Here is a 19,024-nt window from a genome sequence, read left to right as displayed (position 1 = left end):
GTGAGGAGTGGCAGATAACGATGAAATATACGTTTAATGAAGAAAAAGAGTTTGATATTGTCGCGATCGGACGCGCGTGTATTGATTTGAACGCGGCGGAATACAACCGGCCGATGGAAGAAACGATGACGTTTTCTAAATATGTCGGCGGCTCCCCGGCAAATATTGCGATCGGCAGCGCCAAGCTCGGATTAAAAGCAGGTTTTATCGGCAAAATCCCGGATGACCAGCACGGCAGATTCATCGTTTCCTATATGCAGGAAAAGGGCGTTGATACGTCACAAATGACCGTTGACAGAGAAGGGCGCAAAGCCGGGCTCGCTTTTACGGAAATTCTCAGTCCCGAAGAGTGCAGCATTCTGATGTACCGGGATGACGTGGCGGATTTGTATCTTGAGCCGTCCGAAGTCAATGAAGGCTACATCGCAAACGCGAAAATGCTGCTCGTTTCAGGTACGGCGCTTGCGAAAAGCCCGTCGCGCGAAGCCGTCTTAAAAGCGGTGCATATCGCAAAAAAACATGACGTAAAAGTCGTGTTTGAGCTCGACTACCGTCCGTATACATGGCAATCGGCAGAAGAAACAGCCGTGTACTACACGCTGGCGGCGGAACAATCCGATATCGTCATCGGTACGCGTGACGAATTTGACGTAATGGAAAACCGCAGCGGCGGAGATAACGATGAAACCGTCCGCTATTTGTTTGCCCACTCCGCTGATCTTGTCGTCATTAAGCATGGCGTTGACGGATCATACGCATACAGCAGATCGGGAGAAGTTTTCCGGGCGCATGCCTATAAAACAAAGGTGCTGAAGACCTTCGGAGCGGGTGATTCCTATGCGTCAGCCTTCATCTACGGACTTGTCAGCGGCCGGGATATTGAAACGGCTTTAAAATACGGGAGCGCTTCCGCTTCCATCGTCGTCAGCAGACACAGCTCCTCAGAAGCAATGCCGGCTGCCGGTGAAATCATCGAACTGATTGAAGCGCAGCACAGTCTTAACGGTAAATAGAACGTATAAAAGGTGGGATCGTTTGTGGGTAATACAATTCGCTTAACGACAGCACAAGCGCTGATAAAATTCTTGAACCGGCAGTACATTCATGTTGACGGAAAAGAAGAGCCGTTCGTTGAGGGCATCTTCACGATTTTCGGCCATGGAAATGTGTTGGGGATCGGGCAGGCGCTTGAGCAGGACGCCGGGCACCTGAAAGTCTATCAAGGCAAAAACGAACAAGGCATGGCGCATGCCGCGATGGCATACAGCAAGCAGATGCTGAGAAGAAAAATTTACGCGGTATCGACTTCGGTCGGTCCGGGTGCCGCTAACTTGACGGCTGCCGCGGGTACGGCGCTGGCCAATCATATCCCGGTGCTGCTGCTTCCGGCCGATACCTTTGCGACGAGGCAGCCTGACCCGGTGCTTCAGCAGGTGGAGCAGGAATACAGTGCCGCCGTCACGACAAACGATGCGTTAAAGCCCGTGTCCCGCTATTGGGACCGCATCACCCGCCCCGAGCAGCTGATGAGCAGCTTAATCCGGGCATTTGAAGTGATGACAGATCCGGCAAAAGCGGGTCCGGCGACCATCTGCATTTCTCAGGATGTAGAGGGAGAAGCATTTGATTTTGATGAAAGCTTCTTTGAAAAACGCGTTCATTACATTGACCGGATGCAGCCGAGCGAGCGTGAGCTGAAAGGCGCCGCAGAGAGAATTAAGGAGAGCAGCCGTCCCGTCATTTTAGTGGGCGGAGGCGCGAAGTACTCCGGCGCGCGTGAGGAATTAATCGCGCTTTCTGAAACATACGGCATTCCGCTTGTCGAAACGCAGGCCGGCAAGTCAACGGTTGAAGCTGATTTCGCCAACAATCTTGGCGGCATGGGCATCACGGGCACACTCGCCGCAAACAAAGCCGCCCGCCAGGCTGATCTGATCATCGGTGTCGGCACACGGTACACGGACTTTGCGACATCCTCGAAAACGGCGTTTGATTTTGACAAAGCAAAATTTTTGAATATCAATGTCAGCCGCATGCAGGCTTACAAGCTTGACGCGTTTCAGGTCGTAGCCGATGCGAAAGTGACGCTCGGCAGGCTGCACGGCTTATTAGACGGATATAAAAGTGCATTCGGCACGGCGATTAAAGATTGGAAAGATGAATGGCTGGCTGAACGGGACCGGCTCGGCAAGGTCACTTTTACACGTGACGCGTTCAAACCGGAAATTAAAAACCATTTCTCACAGGACGTGTTAAACGAGTATGCCGACGCGCTCGAGACTGAGCTGCCGCAGACAACGGCGCTGTTGACCATCAATGACACGATTCCTGAAGACAGCGTCGTCATCAGCTCGGCGGGGTCTCTTCCGGGAGATTTGCAGCGGCTGTGGCATTCCAACGTCCCGAATACGTACCACCTCGAGTACGGCTATTCCTGCATGGGGTATGAAGTATCGGGCACACTCGGCCTCAAGCTGGCTCATCCCGACAAAGAAGTCTATTCTCTCGTCGGTGACGGAAGCTTTCTGATGCTGCACTCAGAGCTGATTACCGCGCTTCAATATAACAAAAAAATCAATGTCCTGCTCTTTGACAACTCGGGATTCGGCTGTATCAACAACCTGCAGATGGATCACGGGAGCGGCAGTTATTTCTGCGAGTTCCGCACCGAGGACAATCAGATTTTAAACGTTGATTACGCGAAGGTGGCAGAGGGCTACGGCGCTAAAACTTACAGAGCCAATACGGTTGAAGAACTGAAAGCGGCGCTTGAAGATGCGAAAACGCAAGATGTATCCACTTTAATTGAAATGAAGGTTCTGCCGAAAACGATGACGGACGGCTATGACAGCTGGTGGCATGTCGGCGTGGCGGAAGTGTCAGAGCAGGAAAGCGTTCAGCGGGCATACGAAGCGAAAGAGACGAAGCTGAAGTCTGCGAAGCAGTACTAGAGGGGAGGCATCACGATGGGCAAACAAGATATTCTGTGGGGCATCGCTCCTATTGGGTGGCGCAATGACGATATGCCGGAAATCGGAGCCGGGAATACGCTGCAGCATTTGTTAAGCGATATTGTTGTCGCCGGCTTTCAAGGTACGGAAGTGGGAGGGTTTTTCCCTGAACCCTCCGTCCTCAATAAGGAGCTGGCTCTCCGGAACTTGCGGATTGCGGGGAAATGGTTCAGCAGCTTTATCATACAAGACGGTATTGAAAAAACGGCTGAACAATTTACAGAACACTGTGATTATTTGCAGAAAGTCGGAGCGGATGTCGCCACCGTTTCTGAACAGACGTACAGTGTTCAAGGCTTGGACATTGATGTATTTAAGAAAAAACCGCACTTCTCAGATGAAGAATGGGATACGCTGTGCCAAGGCTTGAACCGTCTCGGGAAAATCGCTGACGAATACGGGCTGGATCTCACGTTTCATCATCATCTCGGCACAGGCGTCCAGACGGCGGAAGAAGTTGACCGGCTGATGGATGGAACGGACCCGCGGTATGTCCATTTACTATATGATACCGGCCATGCCTATATCTCGGACGGAGACTATATGACGATTCTCAACAAGCATATGGATCGGATCAGACACGTTCATTTCAAGGACGCGCGGTTTGACATTATGGAGCGGTGCAGACAGGAAGGCAAGTCATTCAGGCAGTCGTTTTTACAAGGCATTTTTACGGTTCCCGGAGACGGATGCATCGATTTTACCGAAGTGTACCGAGCGCTCGTCCGTCATGATTATTCAGGCTGGATCGTCATCGAAGCCGAACAAGACCCGGCAGTCGCCAATCCGCTTGAGTACGCGCTGATTGCGAGAAAGTACATCGACAGTGAACTGCTTGATCCTGCAAATTAGAGGGGGACTTATATGAATAGTGCCAAGGCGGAATCAGCTTTCAGCAAAAGGACTATCGCCGCAGCATTAGCAAATTACATTGATGCAGGTTCCATTGTGGCAGGATCAGCGGGTTTATCTATGTGGGTCAGCTACTTGAAGCTGTCCGACAGTCAGATCGGATTGCTCGGCGCCTTCAGCGCAAATGCGATATCAGCGGCCGTCGGAGCGCTGCTCGGCGGGTATTTGGCTGATAAGGTCGGCCGAAAAGCTGTATACACAAACAGTATGCTCGTCTACGCCTTAGGAATTTGTTTGGTTTTGTTTGGATTCAACTTTCCCATGTTGTTATGCGGATACATGATTGTCGGGATTTCTGTAGGCGCGGATATTACGGCTTCATGGACCATTATCGCGGAAAACGCCCCTGAGAAAAACCGGGCGAGGCATTGCGGAGTGGCGCAGGTGGCGTGGGCCGCCGGAGCCGTTGTGGTTCTGCTGTTATCCGTTTTGGTCGGTGACCTCGGGCTTTTAGGAAATAAAATTGTCTTTGCGCATCTATTGGTGATCGCCCTGATCACATATGTGATAAGAAAGCGTTTACCTGAGTCGGATGCCTGGAAAAACAGTGAAGAGCGGCCTGTTGCCGTAAAAAAAACATCTTATTTTGACCTGCTTCAGCCGAAATTTTTCAAGAACATTTTGTTTTTAATGGGTGTGTTTCTCGTATGGAATCTCGCAGCGGGCGTCATGGGATTCTTCATGCCGTACATCTACCAGCAGGTCGGCGGCGTATCCGCAAATACGGCCAACATTCTGCAGATGGCCCTGTTTATCTTCACCGGGCTCGGCGTCGTCTGTATCTTCATGCCTTTTGCAGATAAATATCGGAAAACGGTGTTCGGAATCTGCGCATGTATGGCCGTTGTCGGCTGGTCGCTGTTTTTGCTGCCGTTTCGGGGACTCCCGATGCTGCTTTTGTTTGTTTTAGCGATCGGCATCAATAACGGAGCCGGCCAGCAGGCGAACTACCAGCTGTGGGCAAGCGAGCTGTTCCCGACAGAACACAGAGCGTCAGCACAAGGGCTCATGTTCTTTCTCGTCCGTATTTCAATCGGCATTTGGAGTTTATTTGTGCCGGTCATCATGTCACAATTCGGCATCGGTTTTATGGCCGGTATTCTGCTCATATGTGTGACGGCCAGTATGATCATCGGGCTTGTCTTCGCGCCGAATACGTCCGGCAAGTCGCTTGAACAGATACAGGAGGAACTGTACGGCGCTCCTCAGGACGGCAGCGGGAAAAGAAAGACGAGAACCATTATTTGATTATCAGAAGGAGTGGCGATCAATGAATTTACGTATAGGTGTTATCGGAACCGGTGCTATCGGAAAAGAGCACATCAACCGCATCACAAATAAGCTGTCAGGTGCGGAAATTACCGCTGTCACAGATGTGAATCAGGAGGCCGCGCAGCAGACCGTTCAGGATTTCAATTTGAACGCCTCCGTTTATCCTGATGACGACAGCCTCCTCGCTGCTGAAAATGTGGATGCCGTCTTAGTGACAAGCTGGGGCCCGGCTCATGAGTCCAGCGTTTTGAAAGCGATTCAGCACGGCAAGCACGTGTTTTGTGAAAAGCCGCTTGCGACAACGGCAGAAGGCTGTATGCGCATTGTCGAGGAAGAAATGAAGACGGGAAAACGATTGGTGCAGGTAGGTTTCATGCGCAGATATGACAGCGGTTACGTTCAGCTGAAAGAAGCGATTGACAACCGCGTGGTCGGCGAGCCGCTGATGATTCACTGTGCGCACCGCAACCCGACAGTCGCATCGAATTATTCAACGGACATGGCCGTCGTCGATACGCTCGTTCATGAAATTGATGTCCTCCACTGGCTCGTCAATGACGACTATGAATCCGTACAGGTGATCTATCCGAAGAAATCAAAAAATGCGCTGCCGCATCTGAAAGATCCGCAGATGGTCATCATCGAAACAAAAGGCGGCATCGTCATCAATGCCGAAATCTACGTGAACTGTAAATACGGCTATGACATTCAATGTGAAATCGTCGGGGAAGACGGCGTTATCAAGCTTCCGGAACCGTCAAGCATCAGCTTGAGAAAAGAAGGGACATTCAGCACCGATATCCTGATGGACTGGCAGCGCCGATTTGTGGCTGCGTATGATGTGGAAATTCAAGACTTCATTGATTCGATCCGGAATAAAGGCGAAGTCAGCGGTCCGACGGCATGGGACGGTTATATTGCCGCGGTGACAACTGACGCGTGCGTAAAAGCTCAGGAATCCGGCCAGAAAGAGCCAGTGGCGCTTCAAGAGAAACCGGCATTCTACCAATCATTTACGACTGTGAACAAATAATAGATCGGGAGTGAAAGAAATGAAACTGGCCTTAGATCCATCCATGTACCGCGATGATTTAACTTTGGAGGAAACGGTCTATAAAACGGCGGAACTCGGATACGAATATATCGAACTGTCTCCGCGCGAGGATTTTTGTCCTTTCTATAAATATCCGAAAGTCGATTCAGCAAAAATCAAACAATTGAAGCGCCTTTTAAAAGATACAGGTGTGAAGCTGTCTTCTCTTCTTCCGCTTTACCACTGGGCGGGTCCTGATGAAGACCGCCGACAGGCCGCCGTGCGCAACTGGAAACGGGCGATCGAAATTGCGGTTGAACTTGAAGTGGATTTGATGAACAGTGAATTCAGCGGTTCAAAATATGATCCGTTGACAAGTGAAGAAAAATTCATCAAATCCATGGATGAACTGCTGCCCGTCTTTGAAAAAGAAGGCGTTAAACTCAATCTTCAAGCTCACCCGTATGATTTTATCGAAACGCACAAAGGCGCGATGGATATGATCCGCGCGCTTGACAAGGATTGGATCAATCTTGTCTACTCGACTGCGCATACGTTCTTCTATGATGACGGAAAAGGCGATATTGCGACCATGTTTGATGAAGCCGGCGACCGCCTCACACATGTTTTATTTGCAGATACTTTTAATCATAAAGCGGCGCATGGCCTGCGCTACATCGTCAACCCGCCTGACGCGAAAGTAACGGTTCACCAGCATTTGGACATCGGGCAAGGCGAGGTCGATTTTGAGACGATTTTCAGAAAGATGAGAGAGATGAAATTCGACGGAATCGCGACGAACGCCGTTTTTGCTTGGGTCGGCGAAAGAGCGGATGAATCAAGCCGGACCACGCTTAAGAAATTAAAGGAAGAACTGGGTATGGCATAAGCTGAGTATGGAGTTCGGTGGAGCGGGGCAAACAAGCCCTCCAGCCGGACTCCCTTCATATCGAAAACGCGGATGGGAGAGGCTGACATGAAACTTTGCTTTAATGAAGCGACTACGCTGGAGAATTCAAACCTGAAACAGGATTTAGAACTGTGCGAAAAGCACGGCTATGATTATATTGAAATCCGCACAATGGATAAGCTGCCGGAATACTTAAAAGACCATTCACTGGCCGATCTGGCGGAATATTTTCGAACCCATCACATTAAACCGCTTGCCCTGAACGCATTGGTTTTTTTCAACAACCGTGATGAGAAGGGCTATAGGGAAATCATTTCGGAATTCAAAAGCATGATGGAAACCTGCAGGACGCTCGGCGTGAAATATGTGGTGGCCGTGCCGCTTGTGACAGAGCAGAAGATTGTAAAAGAAGAGATCAAAAAGAGCAGTGTAGAGGTGCTGACTGAGCTTTCAGATATCGCGGAGCCGTACGGCGTAAAAATCGCGCTTGAATTTGTCGGCCACCCGCAATGTACGGTCAATACATTTGAACAGGCGTATGACATCGTGAACGCTGTCGGCCGCGATAATGTCGGACTGGTGTTTGACAGCTTCCATTTCCACGCGATGGGCTCCAATATTGAGAGCTTGAAGCAGGCGGACGGAAAGAAAATTTTCATCTATCATATCGACGATACAGAAGACTTCCCGATCGGCTTTTTAACGGATGAAGACCGCGTCTGGCCGGGACAAGGGGCGATTGACTTAGATGCCCACTTATCAGCACTGAAGGAAATCGGTTTTTCAGATGTTGTATCGGTTGAGCTCTTCCGCCCTGAATACTATAAGCTGAGTGCTGAGGAAGCCATTCAAACAGCGAAAAAAACAACAGTGGACGTCGTATCAAAATACTTCAATATCTAATGGAAAAAGGAGGGGTGAACATGGCTTTTGTCACCATGAAACATCTTCTTGCAGAAGCGAAACGGGAGCATTATGCAGTCGGCCAGTTTAATATCAACGGCCTCCAATGGACGAAGGCGATTCTGCAAGCGGCGCAAAAGGAGCAATCGCCGGTCATCGCCGCGGCTTCCGATCGTCTGGTCGACTATTTAGGCGGATTTAAAACGATTTCCGCCATGGTCGGCGCGTTAATGGAAGAAATGGCGATTACCGTTCCCGTCGTGCTCCATCTTGATCACGGAAGCAGTGCGGAACGCTGCAGACAGGCCATTGACGCCGGATTCAGCTCAGTGATGATTGACGGCTCCCATCATCCGATTGATGAGAACATCGCGATGACAAAAGAAGTTACCGCTTATGCCGCTAAGCACGGCGTCTCAGTAGAAGCAGAAGTCGGTACGGTCGGCGGCATGGAAGACGGGCTGGTCGGCGGTGTCCGCTATGCCGATGTCGCCGAATGTGAGCGGATCGTCAAAGAAACCAATATCGACGCGCTGGCCGCCGCCCTCGGCTCCGTCCACGGCAAATATCAAGGTGAACCGAATCTCGGATTTAAAGAAATGGAGGCTATCTCCCGCATGACTGATATTCCTCTCGTTCTTCACGGAGCATCCGGGATTCCGCAGGATCAGATCAAAAAAGCCATCACGCTCGGCCACGCGAAGATCAATATCAATACGGAATGTATGGCAGCCTGGACAGACGAAACACGCCGCATGTTTCAGAAAAACAGCGATCTGTACGAACCGCGCGGCTACATGACACCCGGCATTGAAGCCGTGGAAGAGACGGTGCGAAGCAAAATGAGAGAGTTCGGATCAGCCGGTAAAGCCGTAAAGCAGCAGGTCGGCTGATGAAAAGCACTCACAACATCGTGAGTGCTTTCGTCTTTCCGTTTATTTCCTTCTCGCGTTTCACCAAAGTATCACAATCAAATCAACCTGTTCAACCTTTTCAGGCACTTTCAATCCAAGCGAATTGTATACAGCTTGCCCCCTCGTTTACTATAGTTATGAAAACTAGAATTCGTTATTTTCCTTTTCTTTATCGATGACGTCGGTAACTGTCTTTTTTGTTAAAATAATCTATAAGTCATGTATCTTTATCTTTCGCAGTGATTTCATTATTACCTTGTCTCGAATTCTCATAAGTTTATACCGCATATACCCTACGTAAGGTCTCGTTTAGTAAAATTTCTTATTCCGTAAACCAGGAGACCGAGACATGTTATTACCATAATTGAGTAAAATAGGAAGCTTGATTGAATCGGTGATTCATCTTCGGGTGACATTGCTAACATAGGCTGTGTCCATGGATATACTTGACCTAATGGTGTACTGGCAATAATAATGGCCGGTAATGTAAAAACAATGCTAACAGCGAGTGGTATGCCAAATGTTTTAGACCTGATTGAAACAATAAGCTGCAATAAAATTAATGGTAAACAAGCTAAGATCCCTCTAATTCCATAACCTAGAATTGTAAGTAAAGGAAGAGTCCCGCTTATGCCTAACATATAACCGAATCCAATAAATAAGAGGATTAAAATGAACATACTAATGAATATCATGCGGACCACTGTCAGAAACTTTCCCAGTAAGATATCTGAGTGTTTGACTGGTAAGGCTAGAAGCTGTTTCCAACCGCCTCCTACATGTTCCCCCCTGCAAACAAGGGCGGCGAAAATTCCCACTACGATAGGCAATACAAAAGGGCCCATAAATAAGGCAACTTGTGTCCAAGCCTCTACCCAGGGATTGTCTCCAGGATTCATAAAAAGGTTATAGTTTTTAATAAAGTTAGTGTATGCCAGGGATACACCTAACAAAGGCCCTAATAAATAGATGATCCATAACTTTGATCGCTTAAGCTTTAAACGTTCTACAAATAAAATGTTTTTCAAGTATTTCGCCTCCTTTTTACAAAGCATCCCGTTTAGCAAAATGAATAGAGCCTAGAAATAATATAATTATCCCTAAGAAAAGGCTAATGCAAAGGTAAGATGAAAGATCTGGGTTATATCCTATCCCTTCATACTGCAGAATGACTGTCGAAGATTGACTAGGATAAGCCAGTGGAAACCACCTCGTTGATTGAGCAGCTGCCAAAAACAAACCCATTATAGATGATACTGATCCTACAAGAATTGAGAATGCCTGGTTGCTAAACACCATAGATAACCATATCTGGAAGGCCATTATAGGCAGTACTGTAACTAACATGCTGTAACTATCTCCAAACAAAAGTCCCCAAGGTACACTACCTTCGAAACCTACCAGTTTGCCCAGCAGTACCATGCCGAGCAAGAAGATTGTTGACGAAATAAATAAACTGACTACTAAGTAAATAAATTTGCTTACATAAATTCGCATTCTAGATACGGGAAAAGAAAGGGTTTGCTTCCATCCGTTTGCTTGATGCTCTATATTTGCTATTATTGACGCAGAAAGTGTGGCGGCTAATGGAAAACCCAGACCAAATAACAAACTGTTATCATACAGTAAATACATCCACATTGATCCAGCATGGAACATTTCAGCTTGTTTTTCCACGTATTCAGATCGATAAGTAAGATTTACCAACTCATATGCTATAATGAGTAAGGGAACCAATAAGACTACAATCAATAACGACGAACGTTTCAGTTTTAATTGATCTGCCCATAATAACTTTTTCATAGACTTCCCTCTGTACCGGTTAATTCTAAAAAAATATCCTCAAGTGATCGTGTCTTTTCTTCAAGTCGAAATACAGACAGCCCTGAATGAAGAAGTATGGAATTGATTTCTGAAACAAATTCCGGTTCTGTTTGAGACAGCCACAAATAATTTTTTTGTAAATCAACCTTTAATCCTTTCCTGTTTAGTATTGTTTTTGCTTCGATTACGTCACTAACACCGACTTTTAATAGTGGTTTTCGTTTTTGATGTAAACTTGCAATCGAGTCCTGAAAAATCATCCTTCCATTGTTGATAATTCCCACTTGAGTAGCCATTTGATCTATTTCACTCAATAAGTGGCTGGATACAATAACACTCATTCCCGATTTAGGCAATTCTTTAATTAGCTCTCTTATTTCTTGGATACCGGATGGATCTAAACCGTTTGTCGGTTCATCCAGAATTAATAAATCAGGACTGCTTAACAGGGCAACTGCAATTCCCAAACGTTGTTTCATTCCAAGGGAATACTCCTTAGTCAGTCGATTTGCTACTTTAGATAACCTTACAGTTTCCAATACTTCATTGACCCGTTGTTCCGGAAGTCCTCGTAACCTCCTAACAGCTTCTAAGTTTTCGTAACCTGTTAAATTACCATAATAAGTTGGAGATTCTACCAGTGACCCGATTCTTTGCAATATCTGCAAACGATTCTTGTTTAGGTTTTGGCCAAAGATTTCGATGTTTCCTTTTGTTGGTTTAATTAAACCTAATAACATTCGGATGGTTGTTGTTTTACCAGCACCATTCGGTCCAAGAAAACCATAAATTTCGCCGCGCCTCATCCTTAAGTTTAATCCATCAACAGAAGTATGCTTTTTATACTTTTTAGTTAGATCGTGTGTTACCACTATTTGATCATTCATTTGTCTCTCACCTCACTTTTATCATAAGCGATGTTCTTTAAACACAAACGAAACTCTTCCTAAACATTCACTTAACGACATCCCTTGTTTATTTTCTGTATGTAGTTATATTGATCCCTGAATATCAAGGTTAAAATATCAAAAGAATATTCTGAACCCTTAACGAAAGTTAAATTCTTTCCTTTTCCGACCTTTATGTCATTGATCTCATATAAAATAAGAAATAAAAAGGAGGATAACTTATGACGTTAGAAGAGAACAAAATCCTCATGGTGGATGATGACGAACATATCTTAAACTTATTAATAACTTGCTTTGAAAAGGAAGGTTTCAGCAATATTTCCACAGCTATGACAGGGAGCGAAACCCTTCTGAAAATCGATCAGGAACTTCCAAATATTATTTTGTTAGATGTCATGCTTCCGGACACTGATGGCTTCACCTTATGCAGCAAAATACGCTCCCATACAAATGTGCCGATACTCTTCTTAACAGCAAAAACAACAGATTTAGATAAATTGCAAGGGTTTAGTTTTGGGGGAGATGACTATATTACTAAACCATTTAATCCACTGGAAATTGTAGCTCGTGTAAAAGCCCAATTAAAGAGAACGACTCAGATCTCTTCTTCTTACCATCTAAAACAGGTATACGATTATGAACATTTTAAAATAGATCCCAATACCGGAAGACTTGTTGTTAACGGGACAAGAATCGATTGCCCTGCTCAGGAAATGAAACTTCTGATTTATTTCTGTGAACATCCCAATCAAATTTTAAGTAAACACCAAATTTATAAAGATGTGTGGGGGGAGTTTTACGGCGGAGATAGTACTGTAATGGTACATGTAAGACGATTACGTGAAAAATTAGAAGAAGACCCGAGCAGACCAAGATGGATTAAAACGGTTCGAGGACAGGGCTATATATTTGAAGCAGAGCCTATAGATGAGGATTTATTTTGAAGCTGAGAAATAGGATAGCATTTTACTTCGTATCGAGACTTTTTTTACTCATGTTTATTTGGGGTCTGCTCATTGTGGGCAGTATCATATTTTTCAGCCTCGTCTTAGGTCAGAATAAAATGGAAACGCCGCACTTATCCTTAAAAAAAATTGTTGACCAAACAGTTGTTGCAGATAAACAATTTTCAATAAATACGAAAGCAAAAGAAGATTTATTAGAGAACCGAATGTGGATTCAAATTTTAGATGAACAAGGAGATGAGGTTTTTTCTTTTAATAAACCTAAAAATATACCTAAGCATTATATTCTTGGAGAGTTAATATCAGATTACATGTATCCTGCCAAAAAAGGTTATCAATTATCTACGTGGTACGAAACGAAAAACAATCAGGATTTAACATGGGTATTGGGAAAGCCGATGGAAAAAAATAACCCTTTTTTCTATTGGGTGAATAACTTGTGGATAGTTTCTATTATTATGGCAGGGATTGTAATTGCAATATTTTACGGAAAAAAACTAGGTGCTCCCCTGCTGTTTATTGTATCTTGGATTGAGAATTTGTCTAAAGAAAAATATGAAGAACCTTATGATTGGAAGTTTCATTCAAGCAAATATAGACATAATAAATCTGGATATAAGACCTATCAAGAATTAATGCAGGCTCTGTCTGAACTTACCTCAACGCTTCAAAGGAATAAGGCTGAGCGAGAATTATTGGAAAAGACACGAGAAGAGTGGATGGCCGGTGTCTCACATGATTTGAAAACCCCTCTTTCGGTTATTAAGGGATATACGGTTCTTTTATCTTCAAATGAATATGAGTGGGAAAATCAGCAAGTGCGTGATTTTTCCTTAATAATGGAAGAACGTGTCGAATATATGGAAAAGCTGATTGAAGATTTCAACTTAACTTTTCAATTGAAAAATGAGTCGCTTCCAATCGATCTTGAAGAAAAAAACGTAGTGAAAGTAATTCATGACACTTTAGAAAAAATGAAGTTGCTACCGGAGTCAGAAAATAAGAGATTCGCTATAGAATCCAGTCACAATAAGATACTTTTTAATATGGATGAAAGGTACCTAAAGCGCGCAGTTGAAAACTTGATTGCTAATTGTATTAAACATAATCCTCCGGGCACTAAAATAAAGGTCATATTATATCAGGACGTGTTACATGACAATGAAATACAAATTATAATAGAAGACGATGGGATAGGAATGGACGAAGAGACGGTCGAATGTTTATTTGATCGGTATTTCAGAGGGACAAGCGCTACGTCAAATAACTCAGGGACTGGATTAGGAATGGCTATTGCTCAGCAAATTATCAAGGCACATGGGGGAAATATTGATATATATAGTCAGCCGGGAATTGGCACAAGATTTAAAATTACCTTTCCGAGTCCGCCATCTAAGTATAACAATGTCAATTAGAAATAATCGATCTTACATTGAGAAAGGGAGAAGCGGGTCTTTTATAAAGGCCCGCTTTCTCATGTTGCAGAGAACCGATGAAAGCATTATGATGGGGGCATCAAATAATGAGGGCTCCGAAAAGCCGTATCCTTTTGGAGGATGGTTGCATGAATAAAATCATGATTGTGGAAGATAGTGAAGACATTCGCGGACTATTGCAGAATTACCTTGAAAAATACGGATATCAAACCGTGGCCGCCGCGGATTTCACGGCTGTTCTTGATGTTTTTTTGCGGGAAAAGCCTGATGTGGTGCTGCTTGATATCAATCTGCCGTCTTATGACGGCTATTATTGGTGCCGCCAGATCCGCCAGCATTCTACAAGCCCGATCATTTTCATCTCAGCCAGAAGCGGGGAAATGGATCAAGTGATGGCGATTGAAAACGGCGGAGATGATTATATCGAAAAACCGTTTTCTTATGATATTGTGCTGGCGAAAATCAAAAGCCAGATCCGCAGGGCATACGGAGAGTACGCCGCCAAGCAGGGAGAGAAAGTGGTTGAATATGCCGGTGTGCAGCTCTTTGTGGAACGGTTTGAACTGCGCTTTCAGGACGAAAAAAGCGAGCTTTCTAAAAAAGAAAGCAAGCTTTTAGAAGTGCTGCTTGAGCGGGGAGAAAAGGTGACGAGTCGGGACCGTCTCATGGAAAAAACGTGGGACACCGACATTTTCGTCGATGATAATACACTTAACGTGTATATCACGCGGCTCAGAAAAAAACTGCGGGAGCTGAATGCGCCTGTTTCCATTGAATCGGTGCGGGGCGAAGGCTACCAGCTGAGGGCGCTGTCATGAAGCTGTTTCTCCGGTCTCATGCCGTGCTGATTCTGCTTTTTCTCCTTCAAGGGCTGTTTGTCTTCTTTTATTACTGGTTTGCGGGTCTTCATTCTTTTTCCCACCTGTTTTACATATTGGGCGTGCAGCTTCTTATTTTGGCGGGTTATCTTGCCTACCGCTGGTACAAAGACCGCGGCGTGTATCATTGGCTCAGCTCGGAGCAGGAAGGGACGGACATCCCGTATCTCGGTTCTTCAGTATTCTGTTCAGAGCTGTATGAAAAGCAGATGGAGCTGATCCGGCTGCAGCACCAGAAGCTCCATGAGACCGAAGCCAAGCTTGACGCGCGGGTGACGTATATGAACCAATGGGTGCACCAAGTAAAGACGCCGCTGTCAGTCATTAATTTAATCATTCAGGAAGAGGATGAGCCCGTCTTTGAACAAATCAAAAAAGAAGTCCGGCAGATTGAATTCGGGCTGGAGACGCTTCTTTATTCATCAAGGCTCGACCTGTTTGAGCGGGATTTTAAAGTTGAAGCGGTTTCCTTAGCAGAGCTTCTCCAATCGGTCATTCAAAGCTATAAACGATTTTTTATTCAATACCGCGTCTATCCGAAAATGGATATTCGCGATGATCATCAGATTTACACCGATGCGAAATGGCTCAAATTTGCGATCGGCCAAGTGGTCACAAATGCGGTCAAGTATTCGGCAGGCAAGAGTGACAGACTGGAGCTGAATGTCTTCCGCGATGAAGACAGGACGGTGCTTGAAGTCAAAGATTACGGTGTCGGGATTCCCTCGCAGGACATCAAGCGGGTGTTTGATCCTTATTACACCGGTGAAAACGGACGGCGTTTCCAAGAATCTACGGGAATCGGCCTCCATCTCGTCAAAGAAATTACGGGCAAGCTCAATCATACGGTGGACATCACTTCTTCCGCCGGTGAAGGGACATCGGTCCGATTTTCATTTCTTACAAAAATGTAAGACTGCGTTAAGAAAACAACATAGCTCGTTCTGTTTCCCCTTGATAACATGGATTTATGTCAAGGGGATTTTTTATGCTGAACGCCCCGGCGCTACATGAAAGCAGCCCAGATTAACAAGAATAAAACCATAAGGAGGATTTTCATGGCGAATATGCTTGAAGTCAAACATATAAATAAAACCTATAAAGGACAAGTGTCCTATCAAGCTTTAAAACAAATTTCGTTTTCAATAGAAGAAGGCGGGTTCACGGCGGTGATGGGGCCATCCGGGTCCGGAAAAACAACGCTTTTGAATATCATTTCAACGATTGACCGTCCGGATTCAGGCGATATCCTGATTCACGGAGAAAACCCGCACCGGCTGAAGCGGACAAAGCTCGCTCATTTCCGCCGCAAGCAGCTCGGATTTGTGTTTCAGGATTTCAACCTTCTGGACACACTGACCGTCGGTGAAAATATCATGCTGCCGTTAACGCTTGAAAAAGAAGCGCCGTCTGTCATGGAAGAAAAACTGCACGGCATCGCGGCAAAGCTCGGAATCGAAGACCTGCTCAACAAACGGACGTTTGAAGTATCCGGCGGACAGCGCCAGCGGGCCGCCATCGCAAGGGCGGTCATTCATAAGCCGTCACTCATTCTGGCCGATGAACCGACGGGAAACCTTGATTCCAAAGCGTCAAAAGACGTCATGGAAACGATGCAGAGCCTGAATCAGGATGATCATGTCACGGCTTTGATGGTGACCCACGATCCGGTTGCGGCAAGCTACTGCCGCCGCGTCATCTTTATAAAAGACGGCGAACTGTTTAATGAGATTTACCGCGGGGAAAACCGCCAAGTCTTTTATGAACAAATTCTCGATGTGCTGTCTATGCTGGGGGGAAACGCAAATGACCTTTCTTCAGTTCGCTTATAAAAACGTCACGAGAAACAAAAGGGCCTATCTTGCATTCTTCTTGAGCAGCGCTTTTTCCGTTTTGATTTTCTTTACCTTTGCGATGTTCCTGTTTCATCCGGCACTAAAGGAAGGCTACCTGAATAACATCGCCAGAAAAGGCTTAACCGCCGCGGAATGGATGATCTTTGTTTTTTCTTTCTTATTTGTTCTGTATTCGGTTAACGCATTTTTGAAATCGAGAAATAAAGAATTCGGTATTCTGCTGATGCAGGGCATCACGCCGGTGCAGCTGAGAAAGCTCATTACGGCGGAAAACATGATCATCGGCGTCATGTCGATCGCAGCCGGGATTATCGGAGGCTTCATTTTTTCGAAAACGTTCTTTACGGTCGGCGCTTATATTTTAGAAATGGACGCGCTGCCTCTGTACATGCCTTGGAAAGCGCTCGGTATTACGGCCGGCGGATTTCTGCTCTTATTTTTCCTTTTATCGCAGTTCACGATCCTTTTTGTCAGATCAAATACGGTGATCAAATTAATAAAGGGCACTGACAAGATCAAGCCGGAGCCGAAGCCGTCCGTGCTTCTGTCCTTATTCGGCATCGCCTGTCTTTGCGGCGGGTACGGCATGGTTTTAAAAGGCAATGTCCACGGGATCGAGCCGTTCATCATTTTACTGCTTACCGTTATCGGCACGTATTTCTTTTTCAGCCAAAGCAGCATCTGGATTCTGCGCGCGCTGAAGAAGTGGAAAACCTTTTATCTGCGCGGGAAAAATGTCATTTGGGTTTCTGACCTTGTCTATCGTTTAAAAGACAACGCCCGCCTGTTCTTTATCGTCAGCATTATTTCCGCGGTAGCGTTTACTGCGACAGGCGTGCTCGCGATGTACAAATCGACCGTCGGAGCAGAAGAGTCCGCCTATGAGATGGAGTATGTATCTTTCAGCAATAATCCAAAAGAACAGACTCATTTGAAAGATATTGACCATGAACTGAAAACACACGGCTTTACGTATAAGAAAGACAAAATAGATGTTTCCTATGTCCGCTATCAGAAAGGGGATACTGTTCCGCCTGTTTACATGATCAGCGAATCGGAGGCGGCGAAGTACTTCCATGTTAATCTAAACGGCCTGAAACATGGCGAGGCCGTCTATTTCCCGGGCACGTATGACCGCAATTTCAAAAACGAAGCGCCGGATCAGCTGAAGCTGCTGAACCAAAAAGGCAAGCCGTCTGACCAAAAACTGACGGTAAAAGAAGTCAAAAAACCGCTGATCTCATTGAATGCCATCATCGCGGTGAACGATCAAACCTTTGATCAGCTGAAATCACTCGGTGAGAAAGCGTCATTATACGGCTACAGCTATGATCATTGGAAAGACAGTCTAGGGATCAGCCAATCCTTGAAAAATGAGATTTACGGCAACTATATCGACGTCCATTCTGATTTTATGGCAAAAGCTGGGACGTACTATGATACGGTGCAGCTGCCGAGCCTGAGTTTATTCATCGGCCTGTTTATCGCGATCGTCTTCTTTGTCGCGGCAGCAAGTTTCTTATATTTCAGGCTGTTCACCGATTTAGATGAAGACCGGGAGCGCTACCGTTCACTGGCCAAAATTGGCCTGAGTGAGCGTGAAATGGCACAAAGCGTAACGATACAATTGGCGATTTTGTTCTTCTTCCCATTTGTCATTGCCGTCATGCATACGCTGTTTGCTTTGAGAACATTGGCCGTGGAAGGCTATTCCGATGTAGCGGGGCCGCTCAGTCTGACCATCGGAGGGTTTTTCATCTTTCAGCTTCTGTTCTTCCTCGCGGTGCGGACAAGCTATTTGAAAAAAATGAACAAGTAAGGGGAGTGCACAGATGAAAAAAGCATTGGCAATCCTGGCCGTCTTGGCGGCCGCTGCCGTCATATACGGACTTCTCTTTTTTCATAATGATGTTACAGACAGATTTAATCCGTTTATTCACCAGCAAGATGTCTATGTGCAGATTGATCGAGATGGCAAACATCTTAGCCCGGGCGGTACTGAGTATACATTAGACGGATATAATGCATCCGGGAAAAAAGAAGAAGTGACCTTTTTCGCCGGGAAAGACCTTCGAAAGAACGCGTATTTGAAGGTGAAGGCGAAAGGAAAGTATGTCGAGACCTGGGAAGAAGTCAGATTTGAAGATATGCCGGGCTCCGTACAGTCAAAATTAAAGTGAACATGAAAAGCGGCACAGTGTC

The 19,024-nt window shown here is 45.7% G+C and carries 18 protein-coding genes; 15 read left to right on the top strand and 3 right to left on the bottom strand.

The window, feature by feature from the left end:
- The first annotated feature begins 20 nt into the window (after nt 1-20).
- The 8 genes from iolC to iolJ all read left to right on the top strand — a co-directional run bounded on the left by iolC (nt 21) and on the right by iolJ (nt 8,934).
- Nucleotides 21-1,013, top strand: coding sequence for a 5-dehydro-2-deoxygluconokinase (gene iolC, locus G4O42_RS19120; RefSeq protein ID WP_032875524.1), 993 nt, complete (start codon nt 21-23; stop codon nt 1,011-1,013).
- 24 nt (nt 1,014-1,037) lie between these two features.
- Nucleotides 1,038-2,951: a 3D-(3,5/4)-trihydroxycyclohexane-1,2-dione acylhydrolase (decyclizing) gene (iolD, locus tag G4O42_RS19115; RefSeq protein ID WP_032875527.1), complete on the top strand. Its 1,914-nt coding sequence runs from the start codon at nt 1,038-1,040 to the stop codon at nt 2,949-2,951.
- Nucleotides 2,952-2,966: 15 nt separating this feature from the next.
- Complete coding sequence (iolE, locus tag G4O42_RS19110; RefSeq protein WP_032875530.1) at nt 2,967-3,863, top strand: myo-inosose-2 dehydratase; 897 nt, start codon at nt 2,967-2,969, stop codon at nt 3,861-3,863.
- Nucleotides 3,864-3,875: 12 nt separating this feature from the next.
- Nucleotides 3,876-5,171, top strand: coding sequence for an MFS transporter (locus tag G4O42_RS19105; protein WP_032875534.1), 1,296 nt, complete (start codon nt 3,876-3,878; stop codon nt 5,169-5,171).
- A gap of 22 nt (nt 5,172-5,193) precedes the next feature.
- Entirely contained in the window at nt 5,194-6,228 is a 1,035-nt protein-coding gene (gene iolG / locus G4O42_RS19100; protein WP_032875537.1) for a bifunctional inositol 2-dehydrogenase/D-chiro-inositol 1-dehydrogenase, read from the top strand.
- A 19-nt stretch (nt 6,229-6,247) separates the two neighbouring features.
- Nucleotides 6,248-7,117 carry a sugar phosphate isomerase/epimerase family protein gene (locus tag G4O42_RS19095; protein WP_032875540.1) on the top strand — a complete coding sequence of 290 codons (870 nt, stop codon included), beginning with the start codon at nt 6,248-6,250 and terminating at the stop codon, nt 7,115-7,117.
- A gap of 87 nt (nt 7,118-7,204) precedes the next feature.
- Entirely contained in the window at nt 7,205-8,041 is an 837-nt protein-coding gene (gene iolI, locus G4O42_RS19090) for a 2-keto-myo-inositol isomerase (protein WP_032875544.1), read from the top strand.
- A 20-nt stretch (nt 8,042-8,061) separates the two neighbouring features.
- Entirely contained in the window at nt 8,062-8,934 is an 873-nt protein-coding gene (gene iolJ, locus G4O42_RS19085) for a 6-phospho-5-dehydro-2-deoxy-D-gluconate aldolase (RefSeq protein WP_032875546.1), read from the top strand.
- Between the two features lie 314 nt (nt 8,935-9,248).
- On the opposite strand, the gene G4O42_RS19080 is transcribed toward iolJ, so the two are convergent.
- The 3 genes from G4O42_RS19080 to G4O42_RS19070 are packed head-to-tail and all read right to left on the bottom strand — an operon-like array spanning nt 9,249 to nt 11,666.
- Nucleotides 9,249-9,983 carry an ABC transporter permease gene (locus G4O42_RS19080; protein WP_223204429.1) on the bottom strand — a complete coding sequence of 245 codons (735 nt, stop codon included), beginning with the start codon at nt 9,981-9,983 and terminating at the stop codon, nt 9,249-9,251.
- A 16-nt stretch (nt 9,984-9,999) separates the two neighbouring features.
- Nucleotides 10,000-10,758: an ABC transporter permease gene (locus G4O42_RS19075; RefSeq protein ID WP_032875549.1), complete on the bottom strand. Its 759-nt coding sequence runs from the start codon at nt 10,756-10,758 to the stop codon at nt 10,000-10,002.
- Complete coding sequence (locus G4O42_RS19070; RefSeq protein WP_007614842.1) at nt 10,755-11,666, bottom strand: ABC transporter ATP-binding protein; 912 nt, start codon at nt 11,664-11,666, stop codon at nt 10,755-10,757. Before G4O42_RS19070 ends, G4O42_RS19075 begins: the two co-directional genes overlap by 4 nt.
- Before the next feature lie 242 nt (nt 11,667-11,908).
- On the opposite strand from G4O42_RS19070, the gene G4O42_RS19065 reads away from it, so the two are divergent.
- The 7 genes from G4O42_RS19065 (at nt 11,909) to G4O42_RS19035 (ending at nt 19,002) form a co-directional block, all read left to right on the top strand.
- On the top strand, nt 11,909-12,631 hold the full coding sequence (locus G4O42_RS19065; RefSeq protein WP_007614840.1) for a response regulator transcription factor: 723 nt from the start codon (nt 11,909-11,911) through the stop codon (nt 12,629-12,631).
- On the top strand, nt 12,628-14,067 hold the full coding sequence (locus G4O42_RS19060; RefSeq protein ID WP_032875552.1) for a sensor histidine kinase: 1,440 nt from the start codon (nt 12,628-12,630) through the stop codon (nt 14,065-14,067). The genes G4O42_RS19065 and G4O42_RS19060 overlap by 4 nt, the downstream gene beginning before the upstream one ends.
- Before the next feature lie 149 nt (nt 14,068-14,216).
- Nucleotides 14,217-14,906, top strand: a complete 690-nt coding sequence (gene yxdJ / locus G4O42_RS19055) for a two-component system response regulator YxdJ (protein WP_032875556.1) — start codon at nt 14,217-14,219, stop codon at nt 14,904-14,906.
- Nucleotides 14,903-15,880 (top strand): two-component system sensor histidine kinase YxdK, encoded by a 978-nt coding sequence (gene yxdK / locus G4O42_RS19050; RefSeq protein WP_032875559.1) that lies wholly within the window; start codon nt 14,903-14,905, stop codon nt 15,878-15,880. Before yxdJ ends, yxdK begins: the two co-directional genes overlap by 4 nt.
- 144 nt (nt 15,881-16,024) lie before the next feature.
- Entirely contained in the window at nt 16,025-16,798 is a 774-nt protein-coding gene (yxdL, locus tag G4O42_RS19045; protein WP_032875562.1) for an ABC transporter ATP-binding protein YxdL, read from the top strand.
- Nucleotides 16,773-18,641: an ABC transporter permease YxdM gene (gene yxdM / locus G4O42_RS19040; protein ID WP_032875565.1), complete on the top strand. Its 1,869-nt coding sequence runs from the start codon at nt 16,773-16,775 to the stop codon at nt 18,639-18,641. The genes yxdL and yxdM overlap by 26 nt, the downstream gene beginning before the upstream one ends.
- A 13-nt stretch (nt 18,642-18,654) precedes the next feature.
- The gene (locus G4O42_RS19035; protein ID WP_004393256.1) at nt 18,655-19,002 is read left to right on the top strand and encodes a YxeA family protein; all 348 of its coding nucleotides are present in this window, start codon (nt 18,655-18,657) and stop codon (nt 19,000-19,002) included.
- Nucleotides 19,003-19,024 lie beyond the last annotated feature (22 nt).

This window comes from Bacillus sp. LUNF1 (assembly GCF_011008975.1).
GTDB classification, from domain to species: Bacteria; Bacillota; Bacilli; order Bacillales; family Bacillaceae; genus Bacillus; species Bacillus velezensis.
This window is presented reverse-complemented; position numbering and strand designations above follow the sequence as displayed.